At 60.7% G+C, this 16,190-nt stretch carries 19 protein-coding genes; 18 read left to right on the forward strand and 1 reads right to left on the reverse strand.

Features of this window, described 5'->3' with window-relative positions; translation table 11 throughout:
* From AC57B1_RS07220 to AC57B1_RS07265, 10 genes are all read left to right on the forward strand, one after another.
* Positions 1–285 (forward strand): VirB3 family type IV secretion system protein, encoded by a 285-nt coding sequence (locus AC57B1_RS07220; RefSeq protein ID WP_007182886.1) that lies wholly within the window; start codon positions 1–3, stop codon positions 283–285.
* On the forward strand, positions 272–2,791 hold the full coding sequence (locus AC57B1_RS07225; RefSeq protein ID WP_007182887.1) for a VirB4 family type IV secretion/conjugal transfer ATPase: 2,520 nt from the start codon (positions 272–274) through the stop codon (positions 2,789–2,791). Before AC57B1_RS07220 ends, AC57B1_RS07225 begins: the two co-directional genes overlap by 14 nt.
* A 256-nt stretch (positions 2,792–3,047) precedes the next feature.
* On the forward strand, positions 3,048–3,284 hold the full coding sequence (locus AC57B1_RS07230; RefSeq protein WP_007182888.1) for a DUF3717 domain-containing protein: 237 nt from the start codon (positions 3,048–3,050) through the stop codon (positions 3,282–3,284).
* Positions 3,281–3,931 (forward strand): TrbJ/VirB5 family protein, encoded by a 651-nt coding sequence (locus tag AC57B1_RS07235; protein WP_007182889.1) that lies wholly within the window; start codon positions 3,281–3,283, stop codon positions 3,929–3,931. The genes AC57B1_RS07230 and AC57B1_RS07235 overlap by 4 nt, the downstream gene beginning before the upstream one ends.
* Positions 3,932–4,182: 251 nt before the next feature.
* Positions 4,183–4,428: an EexN family lipoprotein gene (locus AC57B1_RS07240; RefSeq protein ID WP_496417095.1), complete on the forward strand. Its 246-nt coding sequence runs from the start codon at positions 4,183–4,185 to the stop codon at positions 4,426–4,428.
* Between the two features lies 1 nt (position 4,429).
* Positions 4,430–5,521, forward strand: coding sequence for a TrbL/VirB6 family protein (locus AC57B1_RS07245; RefSeq protein WP_496417096.1), 1,092 nt, complete (start codon positions 4,430–4,432; stop codon positions 5,519–5,521).
* Complete coding sequence (locus AC57B1_RS07250) at positions 5,515–6,222, forward strand: VirB8 family type IV secretion system protein (RefSeq protein WP_007182892.1); 708 nt, start codon at positions 5,515–5,517, stop codon at positions 6,220–6,222. The genes AC57B1_RS07245 and AC57B1_RS07250 overlap by 7 nt, the downstream gene beginning before the upstream one ends.
* Before the next feature lies 1 nt (position 6,223).
* A complete protein-coding gene (locus AC57B1_RS07255) occupies positions 6,224–6,634 on the forward strand; it encodes a TrbG/VirB9 family P-type conjugative transfer protein (RefSeq protein WP_007182893.1) in 411 nt (136 codons plus the stop codon).
* A gap of 17 nt (positions 6,635–6,651) precedes the next feature.
* A complete protein-coding gene (locus tag AC57B1_RS07260) occupies positions 6,652–7,428 on the forward strand; it encodes a TrbG/VirB9 family P-type conjugative transfer protein (protein ID WP_007182894.1) in 777 nt (258 codons plus the stop codon).
* Positions 7,359–8,678, forward strand: coding sequence for a TraB/TrbI/VirB10 family type IV secretion system protein (locus AC57B1_RS07265; RefSeq protein WP_496417097.1), 1,320 nt, complete (start codon positions 7,359–7,361; stop codon positions 8,676–8,678). The genes AC57B1_RS07260 and AC57B1_RS07265 overlap by 70 nt, the downstream gene beginning before the upstream one ends.
* Here AC57B1_RS07265 and AC57B1_RS07270 read toward each other — a convergent pair.
* Positions 8,648–8,965: a hypothetical protein gene (locus AC57B1_RS07270; protein ID WP_157187857.1), complete on the reverse strand. Its 318-nt coding sequence runs from the start codon at positions 8,963–8,965 to the stop codon at positions 8,648–8,650. The genes AC57B1_RS07265 and AC57B1_RS07270 overlap by 31 nt on opposite strands.
* On the opposite strand from AC57B1_RS07270, the gene virB11 reads away from it, so the two are divergent.
* The 8 genes from virB11 to AC57B1_RS07310 all read left to right on the forward strand — a co-directional run bounded on the left by virB11 (position 8,940) and on the right by AC57B1_RS07310 (position 16,182).
* Positions 8,940–9,950, forward strand: coding sequence for a P-type DNA transfer ATPase VirB11 (gene virB11 / locus AC57B1_RS07275; RefSeq protein WP_496417098.1), 1,011 nt, complete (start codon positions 8,940–8,942; stop codon positions 9,948–9,950). The genes AC57B1_RS07270 and virB11 overlap by 26 nt on opposite strands.
* Positions 9,937–10,707, forward strand: coding sequence for a lytic transglycosylase domain-containing protein (locus AC57B1_RS07280; RefSeq protein WP_496417099.1), 771 nt, complete (start codon positions 9,937–9,939; stop codon positions 10,705–10,707). The genes virB11 and AC57B1_RS07280 overlap by 14 nt, the downstream gene beginning before the upstream one ends.
* A complete protein-coding gene (locus AC57B1_RS07285) occupies positions 10,697–11,038 on the forward strand; it encodes a hypothetical protein (protein WP_007182899.1) in 342 nt (113 codons plus the stop codon). The genes AC57B1_RS07280 and AC57B1_RS07285 overlap by 11 nt, the downstream gene beginning before the upstream one ends.
* Positions 11,035–11,688, forward strand: a complete 654-nt coding sequence (locus AC57B1_RS07290) for a hypothetical protein (protein WP_157187858.1) — start codon at positions 11,035–11,037, stop codon at positions 11,686–11,688. The genes AC57B1_RS07285 and AC57B1_RS07290 overlap by 4 nt, the downstream gene beginning before the upstream one ends.
* A 222-nt stretch (positions 11,689–11,910) precedes the next feature.
* Complete coding sequence (locus AC57B1_RS07295; protein WP_496417100.1) at positions 11,911–12,510, forward strand: phospholipase D family nuclease; 600 nt, start codon at positions 11,911–11,913, stop codon at positions 12,508–12,510.
* An 11-nt stretch (positions 12,511–12,521) separates the two neighbouring features.
* Entirely contained in the window at positions 12,522–13,997 is a 1,476-nt protein-coding gene (locus AC57B1_RS07300) for a hypothetical protein (RefSeq protein ID WP_496417101.1), read from the forward strand.
* A gap of 2 nt (positions 13,998–13,999) precedes the next feature.
* Complete coding sequence (locus tag AC57B1_RS07305) at positions 14,000–15,655, forward strand: type IV secretion system DNA-binding domain-containing protein (RefSeq protein WP_007182904.1); 1,656 nt, start codon at positions 14,000–14,002, stop codon at positions 15,653–15,655.
* A 20-nt stretch (positions 15,656–15,675) separates the two neighbouring features.
* A complete protein-coding gene (locus AC57B1_RS07310) occupies positions 15,676–16,182 on the forward strand; it encodes a PH domain-containing protein (RefSeq protein ID WP_496417102.1) in 507 nt (168 codons plus the stop codon).
* The last annotated feature ends 8 nt before the right edge of the window (positions 16,183–16,190 follow it).

Raw genomic sequence — 16,190 nt, forward strand, 5'->3', positions numbered from 1 at the left:
ATGCGTGAAGTACACGAAATCCCGAAAGGTATGGTGCAACCCTGGATGATATGGGGCTGCCTGGCTGAGCTGTTCCTCGGTTCGTTCGTATTGCCCGCGGTTGTCTTCATGTTCCTCAAATGGTGGCCGGTGATGCTCGCCGTGCCCTTCCTGGCCATCGGCGCCTATCTGATCACCGCGAAAGACATGTTCGCGTTCTCGGTCGCGTATCAGAGTTTTGGCGCGACGGCGAAGCCACGCAGCCTCAAATACTGGGGCGGAGCGAAGACCTATGCCCCTCGGTGACTTTCTTGATCATCATTTCGGCGCGTCGCCATTCGTTCAGCGGAGCGAGGCAGACAAAGATGATGCGGCCGATCTGCACGCATCGCGCGAACTTCCGTTCGGCCTGAACGCGTACTACAACGGTCATACGTTGCGCACGCTCGACAGCGGACTGGTGCAGATTGTGCGTCTCCAGGGGCTCTACGCTGAAATGCTGGATGACACCGGCGTCGATGCGTACAAGCATCAGCGGAACACCGCGCTGGAGTCGATCGCTGACAGCAACGTGGGCATCTACGTGTACGAGATCCGGCGCAAGGCCAACCGGTGGCCCGCCGGCAAGTATTCGAACTGGTTTCCGAATCTCCTCAATGAAAAGCTGAAGGCGCGTTTCCGGACGCGGTCGCTGTATCAGCACGAAATCTATATTGCCATCGTGCGCTACCGGCACTACAGCGGGGTAGTGGGCCGGCTCGATCGCGTATTCAATGCGTTCAATCCCTCCGGCGCCAACGACAAGCTTGAAACGGAGTCGAGGCAGGTGCGTGACCTTGAAGAGAAGGTCAACTCGCTGATGAAATCGTTGACGCACTACGCGCCTCGCCGACTTGGTCGCGTTGAAACGGAAATCGGACCATGTTGTGAGATGGCGCGTTTCCTGCGCTATCTGCTCACCCAGGAAGACGGCCCGGTGCTGGCTGACTCATACAACCTGGCCCAGGCGATCGCGAGCTCGTATCTGCATTTCGGCCGCAACCCGATCCTGGGGAAAGATGTTTTTGAGGTCAACGGGCTCAACCATCGCCGCATCGGACAGGTGCTCGCCATGTCGCGCTGGCCCGATGGCGCTGTCGCGGGGATGGCAGACCGGTTCCAGCGGCTGCACGCCGAACTGATCGTTACGCAGAAGTTTTTCCCGATCGACAAGCTTGACGCAAGCATGGCGACGTCGACCAGCGAAGCCCGGCTGTCGCACGACCGGACGACAGCCGGCATGTCGGCGGAAATCACCGCTCTACGCATGCGGCAAGCGGCCAACAAGGCCGTGCTCGGCACGCATCACATGAGTGTCCTCGTTCACGTGCCGGTAGAAGGGCGCTCGCAGGAAGCTGCTTTGAAGGCGCTTGAGGCGCTGGACGATGCCGTGGGAAAGACGGGCGAGTGTTTCAAGAGCTGGGGCGTGAAACCTGTTGTAGAGACGACCGGAATGGAGCGCGCCGTCTGGTCTCAGATACCGGGCGCCACGAAGCGGCACAACGGCCGGGTCGGCAAGGTCGAGACGATCCAGTTTGCCGCCTTTGCATCGCTGCACAGCTTTCCACAAGGACGCTTCGACGGGAACCTTTGGGGGGAATGCCTCATCGTTTTGCCGACAGAAGGTCAGACCGGCTACTACCTCAACCTGCATGAGGAGCGTGCGGGGATGGTGCCCGCACACGGCAATTTCGGGGCGAAAACGGGGGTGGGCAAGACGTTGCTTGTTGCGATGATCACCAGCCAGGCCGATAAGTTCGAGCCCCGGGTGCACTGGTTCGACCGGGAGAACGGGAGCACCGTGTTCATGCAGGCTATGGGCGGAGCCGACATCGTACTCAGCCTGTCACGGTCCCTTGGCAATCCCTGCAAGATGCAAGACACAGAACAGAATCGCGCGATGTTACGCGAGCTGCTGCAGATGATGGCGACGTGTTACGGCTATGTGCTCACCGTCGACGACATCGAACGCATAGCAATAGCGGTCAATGACAACTTCGATAACAGCAAGACCCGGTTCGAGGACCGTCGCCTGCGCAATCTCTCGTGGCGCTTCGGAGGGAAGAATTCGGATCTGTATCGGGCGATTGCCGTGTGGCACGGTGATGGCGCGAATGCAGCGGTTTTCGATAACGAATATGACACGCTCGATGTGGCAACACACCGTCACTACCGCTATGAGATGCGGGAGCTGATGAAGGACAAGGAAGCGAAGCCGGAGCTTCCTGTCCTGCTCAACTATCTGACGCATCGTATCGAACAATCGCTCGACGGATCGCCCGCAATCATCGTGTGGGATGAAGCCCAGATGCTGATCCGCAATCCGTTCTGGCAACAGAAGATCGAAACATATCGAGAGACATTCCGCCGCCGTAACTGCGCGACGCTCTTCATCACGCCGGAGCCTAGCGCGCTCTATCGACCTGTGGTGGCCGTCAAGAATCAGGCGGTGACGAGCTTCTATCTCGCCAACGACAAGGCCGATCGACGGGACTACGTCGATAACCTGGACTTTTCTCAGAGCGAGTTCGAGTTTATCGAACGTGCGGTGCCAGAGGACTACAAGGTGCTCATCAAGAAGGGCAGTGGAGTCAGTGTGCGCGCCTCGTTTGATATGTCGGACATGCCTGAGCTCGTGGCCGTGCTGTCGTCGAATGACAAGTCGGTTGAGTTGATGAATCGTGTTCGCGCCGAGTTGGGCACAACGGACCCGAGCCGGTGGGTCCCGGTGTTCATGGCGCGCGCGCTATCTGAACGGACGCACAACGTTTGACTTGAGACGTGGGGTGAACCTGTGATCGGACAGATTGCAATCGGTGTACTTGGTGCTGCGAGCGTTTTCCTGTCGCAGGACCGACGCGAACACTGGCGGAGGTGGGCCTGCATCTGTGGGCTTGCAGGGCAACCTTTCTGGTTCTGGATGGCGTGGGAATCGCAGCAGTACGGCGTGCTCGCGCTTTGTTTTGTGTATGCGTGGTCGTGGGCGCGAGGCTTCAGGGTGTACTGGATGGCCAACCAAGAGCGGCGGCATGCAGTTCACGCTCGGTGAGATAGAAGGGGCGATCCACTGGTGGCGTGTGCGCGCGTCATCGGATGCCGGGTTTGCCGGCAGCGTCGTGGGATGCGCGCTGGCGCGACTTTATGGCGAGACGATCGCTGACCATCGCGTGGTGGCGGATAACGAACTCGACGACGTGCAGCGCGATGCTTTGCGCGTCTTCGTCCGGATGTCAACCGTGCAACAGGAAGCGGAGGTGCAGAAATGAAAGGTATATCCGTAGCGGCCATCGCAATGATGGTCATGTCGACGACAGCTTTCGCAACGGGCGTCCCGGTCGGCGACGCCGGGACTTGGACAGCGCTGGCCGCGCAACTCGCCCAGCTCAAGCAGGAATACGACACGCTCAAGCAGCAATACGGCGCGGTAACCGGTTCGTACGGGCGGGGCGGACAGGGGTTGACCGATGCAATCGACGCGTCGTCCATCGTGCCGGGCAGCTGGCAGGACGTTGTATCGCAGCAGAAGAGCGGCGTCTACGGCAGCCGACAGGCGACGTACGAAAAGGTGATGAACACGATGTCACCCGATGACTTCGCGGACAAGGGCGAGGGCGCGAATTACAAGATGAGTACCGACTCGGTTCGCTCGGCACTGGCCGGCGGGGAGTCGCTGTACGACGAGGCGCAAACGCACCTGCTTAACTTCCAGAACCTGTCGCAGCAGGTCGACACGACGCAGAACGTCAAGGATGCAGCCGATCTGCAGAACCGTATGTCGGCCGAGCTCGGCATGGCGCAGTCCGCGCAAACGAAATTGCAGGCCATCAATGCGAATCTGACCGCGAACCAGGTGAATGAAAGTAATCAGGCGACGGCGGCTCGCACGAAGTTTTTTCAGAAACTATCGAAGTGAGGGACAACATGCGACGCATCGCTTTTTACCTACTGATCGCCGGGGCCACGTGTCTCGCCGGTTGTGCGCATTCCGGCGCGATATCAAAATCGCCGTGCGCATGCGATTTTCATCTGATCGGGCAGCAGGCGTAACAGGAGCACCGTGGGCCTGCCGGCGCACGGGTGACTGAAACTGGAGACAGGCATATGACTTGGACAAGCAAACTCACTTGGTTCCTTCTTGCGGTCGCAGTCGTTGGATGCGGCGGCTTGATCGTTTACGTCGTGCATACCAGTGGCACGGGTGGCAGCACTATCGAACCCCCCGCCCAGATTGTGCCGGCGTTCGAGCCGAAGACCGAAGGTTATTACCTCGCGCATCAGGGCGAGATGAAGCAACGACTGGCTGAATGCAAGAACCACGGTATCGGGGTCGGCGCCGACACGCCGGAAGCAAGGGATTGCACGGCGGCGGCCGCAGCGCTTAACGATAGGTTCTTCGGCGCGAGTAAGTGACATGGCCGATCCGGTAGATCAATTCATCCAGACGCTGTTCGACAGCATCCCCTCGCGGACGGAAGCGTTTCTGTCGACCAACTACCCGGTGCTTGGGCACGCGGTCACGCAACCCGCGTTGTACCTCGCGATGATCTGGGTGGCGGTGAAGGTGATGCGGGTTCATTCCGGGCGCGATCCAGCGGACGTATGGCCTTTGGTGAGGATGCTGCTCACGATCATGTTCGTGTTTGCAGCATTGAACTGGGGCGGGCTGGCCGGACAAATCTTTCACTCATTCCAGGAGCTGCGTGACGACACCGTAAGTTCGCTGATGGGTGGGCAGTCGATGACGCAATATCTGGAGAACGACTACAACAAGTTTTCAGACGCATCGGGCCAGATGATGAAGCAGTCGATGCTCAATATTGGTATCGTTCTTCTCGGATTGGCTTTGCAGATCGTCAATTCAGCAATGGTCCTGATCGCCCTGGTCCTGAAGGTTGGGTCCGACATGGGCTTTGCGGTCACGATGCTGCTGTTCCCATTGTTCGTGCCGACGTTGATGTGGAACAGCACGCGCGGATTCGGCATGAGCTGGTTCGCGGCAATGGCGAAGTTCGCTCTGGTCGGAATCCTGCTCGGCGTCATCGTGAAGTTCAGCTTCGATATCACCGACCAGTTTGTCTCGAAGATGGATCCCAATGCGATGACGGCCCAGGATGCCTTCGCCGCAATCATTATCGCAGGCGCGATAGCGCTTTTCATGGCCTTTACCATTCGCCCCCTGGCGTCCGCCCTGACATCGAGCGGCGCCGCCGGCAGCGGCATGGCGGACATGATCGGCGGCTTCATGATGTCCCAGATCATGTCGAAGTTTTCCGGCGGTGGGCGAGGCGGCGCCGGAGCAAATCCGGGCGCGGCGACTGCGCTGAACAGTATCAGCAACACCCAAACTGCTCACGGCAATCAGCTTGCCCGGATCGAGCGGGCTCTTTCCTCGGGCGGCGCTACGAACCCTTCAAGCATGTCGAGCCCATCGGGTGCCGGTCAGCCGGGCGGCCCAGGCGGCACAGCGCCGTCGAGCGGCACATCTGATGGAGGTCAATGGTGAACGCGATTTTCCAGAAATCTTCCAAGGTGCGTCGGGCGGCAGCGCCGGACGCACCGCCAGCCGAATCCTTTGAGGCGATTCGCTTATCCCGGAATCGCGCATATCTGCTCGCGTTGGCAGCGTGGCCGATCGCGGGTGTCGCACTGGCTTCAATGGCCTATGACAAGGCCAATCAGGAGTATGTGCCACCTGTGGTGCTGACCCTTGACAGAAACAATCACGTCGCAAAAAGCGAGATCGGCACACCTGCGGTGCTCAGCTCGAAAGATGCCGTGATCGAGAGCGAACTTGCCCGTTACGTGACGGAACGCTACACGCTCGATCGCGCGTTTCGCCAGGACCATATTGATTACGTCAGGCTGCATTCAGCATCGGACGTGGCGGACCGCTTCAATCACGAGATGGACGCGAAGAACAAGGACAACCCGTACTACGCGATCGCGGAGACGACGGTTCGCCGCGTGAAGGATCAGCGCATCCGCATTCTCGATCGTGACGACCACAAGGCGGAAGCAACTTTCACGACCTACAACGACGGGAACGATGACAACAAGACGGTGTACTGGCATGTGCTGTTCCGCTATGACTTCGTGAAGCAGGCGCTAACGCCACAGAACCGCTACATCAACGGTACGGGTTTCATGGTAACTGGCTTCGAGCCGAACACAGAGCCGGGTGCGCCGGCTCCATCTGGAGGTTGAGATGCGAACAGCCGGGAGCGCCTTGACGGCAGTAGCGATAGCAGTTGCGTTGTCGGCCGTGGCTCATGCAGTAACAGCTGCTGATCCAGTCCTGCGGGGCACGGAAGGCAATGTGCAGCGCCTGCCGTACATGCCGGACCAGATCTACGACCTGACGGTTGCCGACAGGACCTTGCTCGCGATTGACTTTCCGCGCGACGAACACATCAAGGCCATCGCGCAGAGCACGGCACCGGTCTTTCATGTTCAGCGAACGGGCGACACGCTGCAGGTGACGGCCGACAGGCCGGGCGAAAAGATGGGGCTGAATGTCACGACGACGCGCGGCACCTACCACCTGCAGATAGCGTCGATTGACGATGCATTGCAGGCCGCGCATATCGTGCATTTCGTGACGCCCTCGGCGTACTAACCAGGAGAGGGAACGACATGAAAACGATTCGCCGCGGCATGCTGGCATGGTCAGTGGGTATTGCGTGCGCCGCTATGGGTGTGAATGCGCAAGCGGCCAAGAATCCACGCTGCGTGATCACGGACAGCCGGGTATGCCAGCTTCAGTTCGATCCGAATCAGGTGTACGAAATCACCGGTGTCTATGGTTATGCGACGACGATCGAGTTTGCACCTGGGGAAAAGATCCTCAACAAGGCGATCGGCGATTCGATCGGCTGGCAGGTTCTGAAGTTTCGCAATCATCTTGTGCTCAAGCCGGTCGAGCCTGATGCGAGAACCAATCTGACGGTCACGACCAGCAATCACGTCTATTACTTCCGCCTGTCCAGTTCGAAGAATCCGGAACGCGCGACCTATGCGGTGCGCTTCCTGTATCCGGCCGACGGAAACGATGGATGGGGCGACGATTCGGGCGGCGTTTCTGACGCATCGTATTCGCAGCCTCGCGTGGTCAACAAGAATTATCAGGTGTCGGGTGACGAAAATTCGTTCGGTCTGCAGCGCGTTTTTGACGACGGGCAGTTCACTTACTTTCTGACCACGATCGGCAAGCCCAAGCCGAGCATTTACGTCGTTGACCGGGACGGCACCGAGGCGCTTGCGCCCATGCGCAGGGAAGGGCCATATCTGGTGATCGAGCAGATGGCTGACCGCTTTACGCTGCGCGATGGCGATCGCACCTTGTGTGTGATCCGGTTGCAACAGGGTACGGCGACGCAGGCGCAGCGCTCACCCTGGGGAGGCGGAAATTGAATACGCCTGATAACCCGAATGATCTGCCTCGTGACAGCGGGCAGCCAGGGGGCGAGCCGGGCGACGCAGGCGACAGCCTGAACGAGCGCCGGCGTGCAGCTGACGTGCTAAGGCAGACGTCGCTCGCGGCCGATCCTGCCCGCGGCCGGCGTCAGACTTTTTTTACGGTCGCCGGCGCGATTCTGTTCCTGTTGTGTGCCGGTGGGTTCTATGCGATGAAGCATGACGCGCCGGCGCCATCGAGCAGTTCCGACAAACCGAAGATCGACGAAGACACGACGAAGGCCGCGCCGCTGGATGCTGGCCGGCAGAAACTTCCGGCGTCGATGGCGGCAGCTGCGTCGGCACCAGCGGCAAGCTCGGGCGTGGATCCGGACGAAGCGCGACGGGCTGCGGAGCGTCAACGCCAGGCGGCCGCAGCAGCTGAGCAGGCACGCAGAAAAGCCGAGGCAATGCACGAGGCGCGGATGAAATCAGGCATCTTTGGTTCTGACACGGGAGGGGATGGCTCAGACGATGCAGGCGCCGCTTCCGCCGACGCACAGCAGGGTGAGGCAGGGCTGGGACGCCGTTCTGGCGGTGACGATCCGAATGATCCGAATTCGGCCTTTGCGCGCAGCGTTGCGAACGCCGACGATTCGACGGTCAAGGCGCAAAAGATCGACAACCTGCAATGCAAGATGGAGCCGGGGGCCATCCTCGAGGGCCATCTGGTGCCGCGCATTATCTCGGACCTGCCAGGTTCAATCACGATCATGCTGGATCGGGATGCTTATGGGGAGCAGGGCAGGATTGCGCTGCTGCCGTGGGGCACGCGCATTACAGGCAAACCGAATTCGTCTGTGCGCAAGGGGCAGGAACGAACCTTCATTGCAAGCGCTGTCGCCTTGCGCCCGGATGGCGTCAAGATCCATGTCGACTCACCGGTTGCCGATCAGCTCGGATCGGCGGGCATCGACGCCGATGTTGATAACCACGTTGGCCAGATCCTCGGTATGAGCGCGGCGCTGTCGCTGCTCGGCGCGGGTTCATCGACCTACGGTGTGTCGTCGTCAGACCAGAACAACTCGATGGCGATGTACCGCGCGGGGGTGCAGCAGTCGATGGCGCAGTCTTCGCAGCAGCTGCTGGGCGGCTACGTCAACATCCCGCCGACACTCAAAAACGACCAGGGCACGCGCGTGCGCATTCAGGTCGAACACGAGCTGGACTTCTCCGACTACTGCAAATCGGGCGACGGGGAGGAATGATGACAACGGATATCTCGCACGTTCAATGCGAAGTCGCCGCAGGCGAACTGCGCCGCCAGCTGGACGAGGCGGTTGCCGACGCGTTGCAGGCACAGATATTCAGGGATTTCACCCGGGATGACGGACGGTATCTGATGCTCGCGCAGGCAAAGCTTAAGGCCGTTGCCCGCCAGTGTTTCGATGCGCAGGTGTGCCTCGATCGCCCGTCCGTGCAGCAGGCCGGCGCGGTGGCTCGCGCCGAACGTATCCGGGGGCGCTGACATGTCGATCGTGCCGGCATTCTTCAACCGCACCGAGTCCATCCGGCCGCTCTTTGATGACGTCGATGTCTCGGAGATCGCTGTGAATGGTCCGGGCGTCGTATGGGCCGGCCGGAAGGGCATGCGTTTCATGGAGCGGGTGGATACGCCAGTATTGACCGAAAGCACGTTGCGGGACTTTGCCGAACTGGTGGCGCATCACTCCGACCAGGAGACGGATGCGAAGCGCCCGCTTCTCGCGGCCTCGATCCCCTCGGAACTGACGGGGCCGGGGAATCGCGATTTCCGTATTCAGGTTGTCCAACCCCCTGCGGTGCCGCCCGGCACGATCGCGATTGCGATCCGCAAACCGTCAACGCTTGATTTGACGATGCAGTACTACGAGGAGAGCGGTGCTTTCAGGCGAGTCAATGAACCATTGCCCGATGCGGAAGACACTGGCAGGAAGCTGGCGATGCTATACCGCGACGGCAACTGGCCAGCCTTCCTGCGGCTCGCCGTCAAGGCGAAAAAGAACATCGTTGTGAGTGCACCGACTTTTGCTGGCAAGACGGAGTTCATCAACATGCTCCTGAAAGAGATATCGCTGGCTGAGCGGATCGTGACGATTGAAGACGCGCGCGAGCTGCGCCCGCCGCAGGCCAATACGGTGAACCTGCTGTATTCGCGGGGCAATCAGGGCACGGCAAATGTGACGCCAGTTGAACTGATGGAAGCGTCGTTGCGGTTGTCGCCTGATCGCGTGATTCCGGGCGAGCTTCGTGGCGCTGAAGCATACGTCGCGCTCGAAATGCTCAATTCCGGTCACGGCGGCTGGATGACGACGCTGCACGCAACCAGCCCCGAACACATGTTCGAACGGCTTGCGCAGATGGTCATGCGCTTCGGTTCGACCTTGCAGCGTGCCGAGATTATCGACTATGCCCGCAGTCTCATCGATGTCGTGGTGCAGATGCATCGCTATGACGATGGGGTGCGGGGAATCAGCAAGGTGCTCTATGTCTCCCATTAAATCGCTCGTCGCGCCTCTGGCGCTGGGTGTGATGCTGCTGTCCGCGCAAGCGTCACAAGCGGAGATGCAGGTCGCTTCCCCGCCGGTTGCAGCCTCCTTTGTCTCGCTGGCCCAGGAGTGCGCCCCTGATGTTCATCACGCGCTGTTGGGGCGCGTGGCGACAGTCGAGAGCAGCGGAAATCCGTTCGCGATCGGCGTCGTCGGCGGCCATCTTGCGCGACAGCCAAAGAACCTTCCGGAAGCGCTGGCCACCGTCAAGGCGCTCGACGCCGGCGGCTGGAATTACAGCATGGGTTTGGTGCAGGTCAACGTACACAATCTGGCGCGCTACGGACAGACCGCAGAGAGCATCTTCGAACCCTGCACGAACCTCAAGACCGGTGCTGCGATTCTTAAGGCGTGCTACGCCCGGGCGAAGCCGCATTTTGCGCAGGCTGATGACGCGGTACGTGCGGCGCTCTCCTGTTATTACAGCGGCGATCTGACGCGGGGCGCCGCCTATGCACAAAAGGTGGCGGCTGCCGTCCCGGCGTCCGGTGTGCAGGGGGCGCAGCCGATCGAGGTTGTTCCGGACGTTCGCCCTGCAGGTGGACCCGCACGACGCGCGGCGGCACGGCCGGAGCGCGCTGCAAAGTCTGCGACCAAAGACGACTGGTTCACGACCTATGGGGACGACGACGAAGACGGTCAGGTCAATGGCCGGAGCAGCGATTCGCGCAAGGCAGTAAAGGCGTCTGGAGCCGTCGATGACCAGTGACCAATTTCGCATGCTTGCTGCGGCTCTGGTGCTGGACGTCTATGCCGTCACGGCGGGCGTGGCTGCATCGCAATGGTGGCATCACCAGCCTGGGGCCGGAGTGCAATTCGCGTCGCTCATGGTGCCTATGTCTTTTTATCTGGTAGCCCGGCTGGTGCGGGAGAGCGGTGGCTGGGTCCTGCTGCCGCCCGTGCTTACCTTGATGTGGTTGGGTGCGGTGGCTGCGTCGCCGTTCTGTCTGTTGGGTCTGGCCGTGCGCAATACGTGGAGTGCCTGGCGATACATGAAGGGCGGGCGCAGCGCGCTTACCTGGAAAGGGGGTGGGGTATGACGATGAGAAACGGAGTCAGGCTGATGCTGGTCATGTCGGTGCTCGCTGCTGGCGGTCACGCCGGCATGGCCCGTGCCGATGACGACTACAGATGCCGCATTGTGATCTGTCTGGGCAACCCCTCATCGAATGGCGGACCGTGGGCGCCGTCTACCTGCGGGCCGGCAATGGATCATCTGATGGACGATCTCCGCCACGGGCGTGGCTGGCCGCAGTGTAAAGACTCGGACATGACCGTCCGTCAGAACAACACGCCGTACGATCCATGCCCTGCTGGCACAACGGCCGCGGCGGCTGGCGCCTGGGTGGCCGAAGGGCAACGTAAGGTCGGAGCTCGTCCGTACAGCGGCATGGGTGGTTTCGCACTTGTCGGAACGCCGAAGCCTTCCGTGGCGGATCTCAATAGCGGTTACGCGTATTACGGACCGCAGGCCTGTGTGGGCAGCCAGGTCGGTGCGTATCAGGTGTATGGCGATCCCTCGGTCGATGCGTCAGCGGTGAGCTGGCGAAATGGGCGTGACGGTGGTGGCTACGACGGCGATCCAGTCACCGTCGCGGTGTATGACCACATCGTCTGGCAGCAGCCGCAGTCGTCGAATGCGGTCGACGTGTACGAGGCCGGCCAGTTCCAGACACGAATTCATTACTAACAGGGTGGCGGGGATGACTTACGCGGCAGCGCATGGCTGGACACGGGTTGGTCCGTATGAACTGGTTCATCCGACTGGATGGCGAATTGCCAGCTGCATTATTCAGGGTAAGCCTAGACACATTCTCTGGCACGGTGCCGAGACGCAGGGCAATTTTCCCAGTGTTGACGTCGCCGTCGCGAAGCACTTCGAGTTATTGGGTCAGGGCCGGTGAGGGCAAGGATGATCAAACTCCATCGTCCTCTCATGTCTGCGGTCGTCACGGCGGCGCTGACGGTCGTTGGCTTTCCCCTTCTGACGTACTCGAGCGGTGCCCAGGCCGCATGCGTAGCCCCTGACGGTCCCGCGATTGACACGGGTTTTTCGCCGGAAGGTTCTGCCGAACGTCTCGTACTTAAAGCCATCTGCACGGCCCGACACTCTGTTCACCTCTCGGCGTACAGCTTCACTTCGCCGGCGATCGTCGAGGCGTTGATCGACGCGCATCGGCGCGGTGTTGACGTTGCAGTGGTTGCCGATCGGAAGAGCAACCTGGTCGAGGATCGCAGTGGCAAAGGCCGCATCGCGCTCGATCTGCTGTCGGGTGCGGGCGTCGGTGTCCGGACGATCGACGTGTATCCGATCCATCACGACAAATTCATGGTGATCGACGGTGAATCGGTCGAGACGGGCAGCTTCAATTACACGACGTCGGCGGCCAGGTACAACAGCGAAAACGCTGTGGTGATATGGCATGTGCCGGTCGTCGCGCAGGCGTATCAGCAGCACTGGCAAAGCCGGTTTAACCAAGGGCGCCCCTGGTCCGGGCAGGCGTCGAACTGACGGAGGTTTTTATGTTTGAAGACACCGTATTGCGGTTTAGCGACAAGGAGCGTCAGCAACAGCTTGCGGAGCAGGAACAGGCGCTTGCGCAGCGTCGCGCGAGCCTCGAGGCGCGTCAGAAGAATCTTGCATACCGGCAGGACTGGCTTAAAAGGGAGCCGCACGCAGTCGCGCAGGCGGTCGAGCGCGAGGACCAGCAGCGCCGTGAAGACAAGCAACTCGCGACCGATGCCAAGGCGCTGAAGACGCGCTTCGGCCTGAAAGACGGTGAGCTGATCGACACGGCCGCGATGCGAGGCGCGCTCGAGCAGGCGTTAGCCGAAAAAGAAGTCGAGCAGGAACAGCGGGCCGAGCAGATTACCGATCGTGCGTCGCTCCTGTCGGGTCTGAACAAGCTGGCGTTGATCGATGCGAAGAAGACTGCCGAGATCCTGCACGCGAACAAGGATCTGAATGTGCAGCGTGAGTGGAGCCGGCAGGAAGTTGCCGACATGTTCGCGAAAGCGCAGGCGCGCGTCGACGACAAGGGCGCGACGCACACCTACCCCAAGACGCTTGATGGCTGGGCGAAATCGCTGGAAGCCCGCAATTGTGAGCTGGAGCTTGCCGAGATCAAGCTCGATGCGCAGGAGCAGGCGTTACGGGCGCAGGTGCGTCGCGCGATCGAGGGGCCGGAGAAGACCGCGGCGCAGCCCGTCGCCGAGCCGGCCGCGCAGAAGGTCGCAGACCGCACAGTTGATGTGGCAGTGGGTAAGGAGGCGGCAGCGGGTGCGAAAGAGAACGTCAGTATTGATACGTCTCTGGAGACACTGAAAGATCCGGCCAAATTTGCGGCGACGGTCGATACGGTCGCGAAGACCACGGGGGTTAGTGCTGAACAGGCCAAAGCCACACTCGAAATGCTGCGTGAAACGAAAGAGGCCAACGCCGGCAGGGCGCCGGATGCGGCGGCGTCTGACAAGGCCGCGATTGAAGCCGCGCGCAATGCGTTCTTCTCGCGCGGCAGTGGGAAAAGCACTGCGTCGGTCGAGAAGGTGGCAGAGAAGGCAGCGGTGAAACCGGCGGCGGAAAAGTCCAATGTCATCGAAATGGGAACCGGCAAGCGAACGCCGTCAGCTGCGCCAGTTGAGAACAGTAGCCAGACACCCGAGGCAAAGAAGTCCGTCGACGGGGTTGCGGGTTTCAAGAAACTTGGTCGAAACAAAACGAAGGATGCCGCCGACAGGGATGCTCCAGGTGCCGGCAATTCGGCTGACGCGGGCAAGACGCAGCAGGCGGAAGGTGCCAGCGTCGTGCGTGTAGAGACGGGGCCGCGTAAGAAATTTTCCGAGCTGAATGCGCATGAAAAGCTTGAGCGTCGCGCCGAGTTCTTCGGGAACCTGCGCGAGTCGGCCGGCTTTACGCGCGATGGCAAGCAGGCAGTCTCGGAGCTGGCCAAGGAGGCCGTCAGGCCGGGAAAGCAACGTGAAGGGCACGGGATCGGCTGATCATGCAAAAGCACGAAATCGTGATGATGCAGTGGACGGGAGCGGTGCTCGCGCTCGTTCTTGGCCTTTGCGTGTCCTTCACTTTGGCAGGTTATCCGCCGCTGCCGTTTCCTGCTGGGATCATTCACGGCTTCACGGCCGCCGTGCATGATCCCTTGCTTTTCTGGGGCGCGGTGCCGGGTGCGGCGCTTGCAGCGGGTGCCGCGTGGGCATGCCACGAATACCTGTTCAATGGCTTCGAAGGCTACCGGTACGCCAAATTCATTCGTGGCACGAAGATGGAAAATCGGCACCAGCTGAGCAGCCGCATCGCGCGACATAACAATCAGTACCGCAAACAGGCCGCGAAACACGGCGATGCGCCGCGCGTGCCAGTCGCCGTTTGTGGCGTCGAGATGCCGACGGATCTCGAAACGCAGAACCTGATCGTCGTGGGTGCGCCAGGCTCCGGTAAGAGTCAGGCGATTAATGGATTGATCGCATCGGCACTGCGCCGCGATGACCGCATGGTGGTGGTTGATCCGAACGGCTCGCTCATGTCGCGTTTCTATTTGCCAGGCGACATCGTGATCAACCCGTACGATGCCCGGTGCGTCGGCTGGTCGCTGTTCAACGAGGTCGATCACGGTTTCGACTTCGAACGGCTCGCACATTCGGCGATTCCACCGCAGAACGGCGATCAGGCCGAAGAGTGGGCGGGCTATGCACGCGCGCTGCTCGCGGACACGATGAACAAGCTCGCCGGCGACGACATGCGCGACATGGTGACGCTCACTGATTTGCTGGTGCGCGAGCAGCGCCCAGTGTTGCAAAAGTACCTTGAGGATACGGATGCAGTGGGTTTCTTCGCGAAGGATGCGGATAGGGCGACGGCCAGCATCATCTTTACGCTGAACAAGTACATCCGGCCGCTACGTCGCATTCCTGATGGCGATTTCTCGATCCGGCGTTGGATGGGCGACGAAAACGGAGGGAACATCTGGATTACGTGGCGTGAGGATCAGCGCACGGCTCTGGGCCCGACGATCCCCGTCTGGCTTGACTTGATCTACGCGATGATTCTGAGTGAGGCGCCGACGTTCGACCGGCGGCTGTGGGTGTTCAAGAACGAACTGGCATCCCTAGGCCGCCTCTACAGTTTCGAGGCTGCGGTATCGAAGGGCCGCAAGCATGGCCTGTGTGTCGTGGGGGATCTGCAGGATCTGATTCAGTTGCATCAGCAACTGGGAGATCTACCGGCGAAAGCGACGCTCTCGTGTTTTCGCAGTCTGCTTGCGTTGGGAGGGGCCAACGCACTGACAACCAAAAACGTTGCGGAGATGATCGGCTGGCACGAAGTAGAGCGCCACCCAATCGGCGTGCAGGGCCAGTGGCGTATCAACACACGCGAGCGCAAGCGCGATCCGGAGCTCGTCGTCACGTCGTCGCAACTCTCGAATCTGCCCGACCTTAACGGTTATCTGAAATACGGCAAGGACTGGCCGCTCACGAAAATCAGGTTCGGTGCGCGTGACTATCCGGTACGCGTGCCTGCCTACATCGAAGCGCCGCCGCGCGAGACCCAGCTGTCGATCGCGATCCCCCCGCCGGTCAATCCAGCGCCTGCGCCGGAGGGTGGCGGCACAGCCGCAATCATTATCGGCGCCATTAGATCATGACTGGGCGCACGACCAATCTCATGCCGGCATCTGCCCAGCCCACCGTGATTTTTCACGGTACGCCGTCGCAGGTTATCAACGTGCCGGACCTGTTTGGCATTAGCGTCGCGATCGGCGGGCTGGCCGTCGTCTTTTCATGGGCAGCCTCGAGATGGACTGTGTCTCCCGTCGTAGTTGTTGCGCCTGTGTTGGTCTGCCTGGCGCGGCTCGCGCTTGTATTCGTCGAAACGGCGCTCACGGAAATCGTGATCGACATGGAGCGGATTACCTGCCGACAGGGAATTCTGAGCCGGAAGGTTTCGAGCCTCGAGCTGTTCCGCATTCAGGATGTGATCTCGCTTCATCCGTGGTGGCAGCGCGTGTTTAACGTGGGGACGGTCGTCATCCTGACGAGCGATTCGAACAACCCGCGCTGGTGTCTGCCGGGCATGGTCAACGCGGAAGAGATGCGTAACGCGCTCAACCGCGCTGCGATCGCGCTGCGCGACTACAAGGGTATTCGGGAAGTGAATATGGGGCGGCTCTGACACGTGGA

Source organism: Paraburkholderia sp. BGA-UO-ETr-F21 (assembly GCF_059567925.1).

Excerpts from the sequence above, each read along its gene's own strand:
- AC57B1_RS07220 (WP_007182886.1), top strand. The coding sequence starts at position 1 with ATGCGTGAAGTACACGAAATCCCGAAAGGTATGGTGCAACCCTGGATG.
- AC57B1_RS07225 (WP_007182887.1), top strand. The coding sequence starts at position 272 with ATGCCCCTCGGTGACTTTCTTGATCATCATTTCGGCGCGTCGCCATTC.
- AC57B1_RS07230 (WP_007182888.1), top strand. The coding sequence starts at position 3,048 with ATGCAGTTCACGCTCGGTGAGATAGAAGGGGCGATCCACTGGTGGCGT.
- AC57B1_RS07235 (WP_007182889.1), top strand. The coding sequence starts at position 3,281 with ATGAAAGGTATATCCGTAGCGGCCATCGCAATGATGGTCATGTCGACG.
- AC57B1_RS07245 (WP_496417096.1), top strand. The coding sequence starts at position 4,430 with ATGGCCGATCCGGTAGATCAATTCATCCAGACGCTGTTCGACAGCATC.
- AC57B1_RS07250 (WP_007182892.1), top strand. The coding sequence starts at position 5,515 with ATGGTGAACGCGATTTTCCAGAAATCTTCCAAGGTGCGTCGGGCGGCA.
- AC57B1_RS07255 (WP_007182893.1), top strand. The coding sequence starts at position 6,224 with ATGCGAACAGCCGGGAGCGCCTTGACGGCAGTAGCGATAGCAGTTGCG.
- AC57B1_RS07260 (WP_007182894.1), top strand. The coding sequence starts at position 6,652 with ATGAAAACGATTCGCCGCGGCATGCTGGCATGGTCAGTGGGTATTGCG.
- virB11 (WP_496417098.1), top strand. The coding sequence starts at position 8,940 with ATGTCGATCGTGCCGGCATTCTTCAACCGCACCGAGTCCATCCGGCCG.
- AC57B1_RS07280 (WP_496417099.1), top strand. The coding sequence starts at position 9,937 with ATGTCTCCCATTAAATCGCTCGTCGCGCCTCTGGCGCTGGGTGTGATG.
- AC57B1_RS07285 (WP_007182899.1), top strand. The coding sequence starts at position 10,697 with ATGACCAGTGACCAATTTCGCATGCTTGCTGCGGCTCTGGTGCTGGAC.
- AC57B1_RS07290 (WP_157187858.1), top strand. The coding sequence starts at position 11,035 with ATGACGATGAGAAACGGAGTCAGGCTGATGCTGGTCATGTCGGTGCTC.
- AC57B1_RS07295 (WP_496417100.1), top strand. The coding sequence starts at position 11,911 with ATGATCAAACTCCATCGTCCTCTCATGTCTGCGGTCGTCACGGCGGCG.
- AC57B1_RS07300 (WP_496417101.1), top strand. The coding sequence starts at position 12,522 with ATGTTTGAAGACACCGTATTGCGGTTTAGCGACAAGGAGCGTCAGCAA.
- AC57B1_RS07305 (WP_007182904.1), top strand. The coding sequence starts at position 14,000 with ATGCAAAAGCACGAAATCGTGATGATGCAGTGGACGGGAGCGGTGCTC.
- AC57B1_RS07310 (WP_496417102.1), top strand. The coding sequence starts at position 15,676 with ATGCCGGCATCTGCCCAGCCCACCGTGATTTTTCACGGTACGCCGTCG.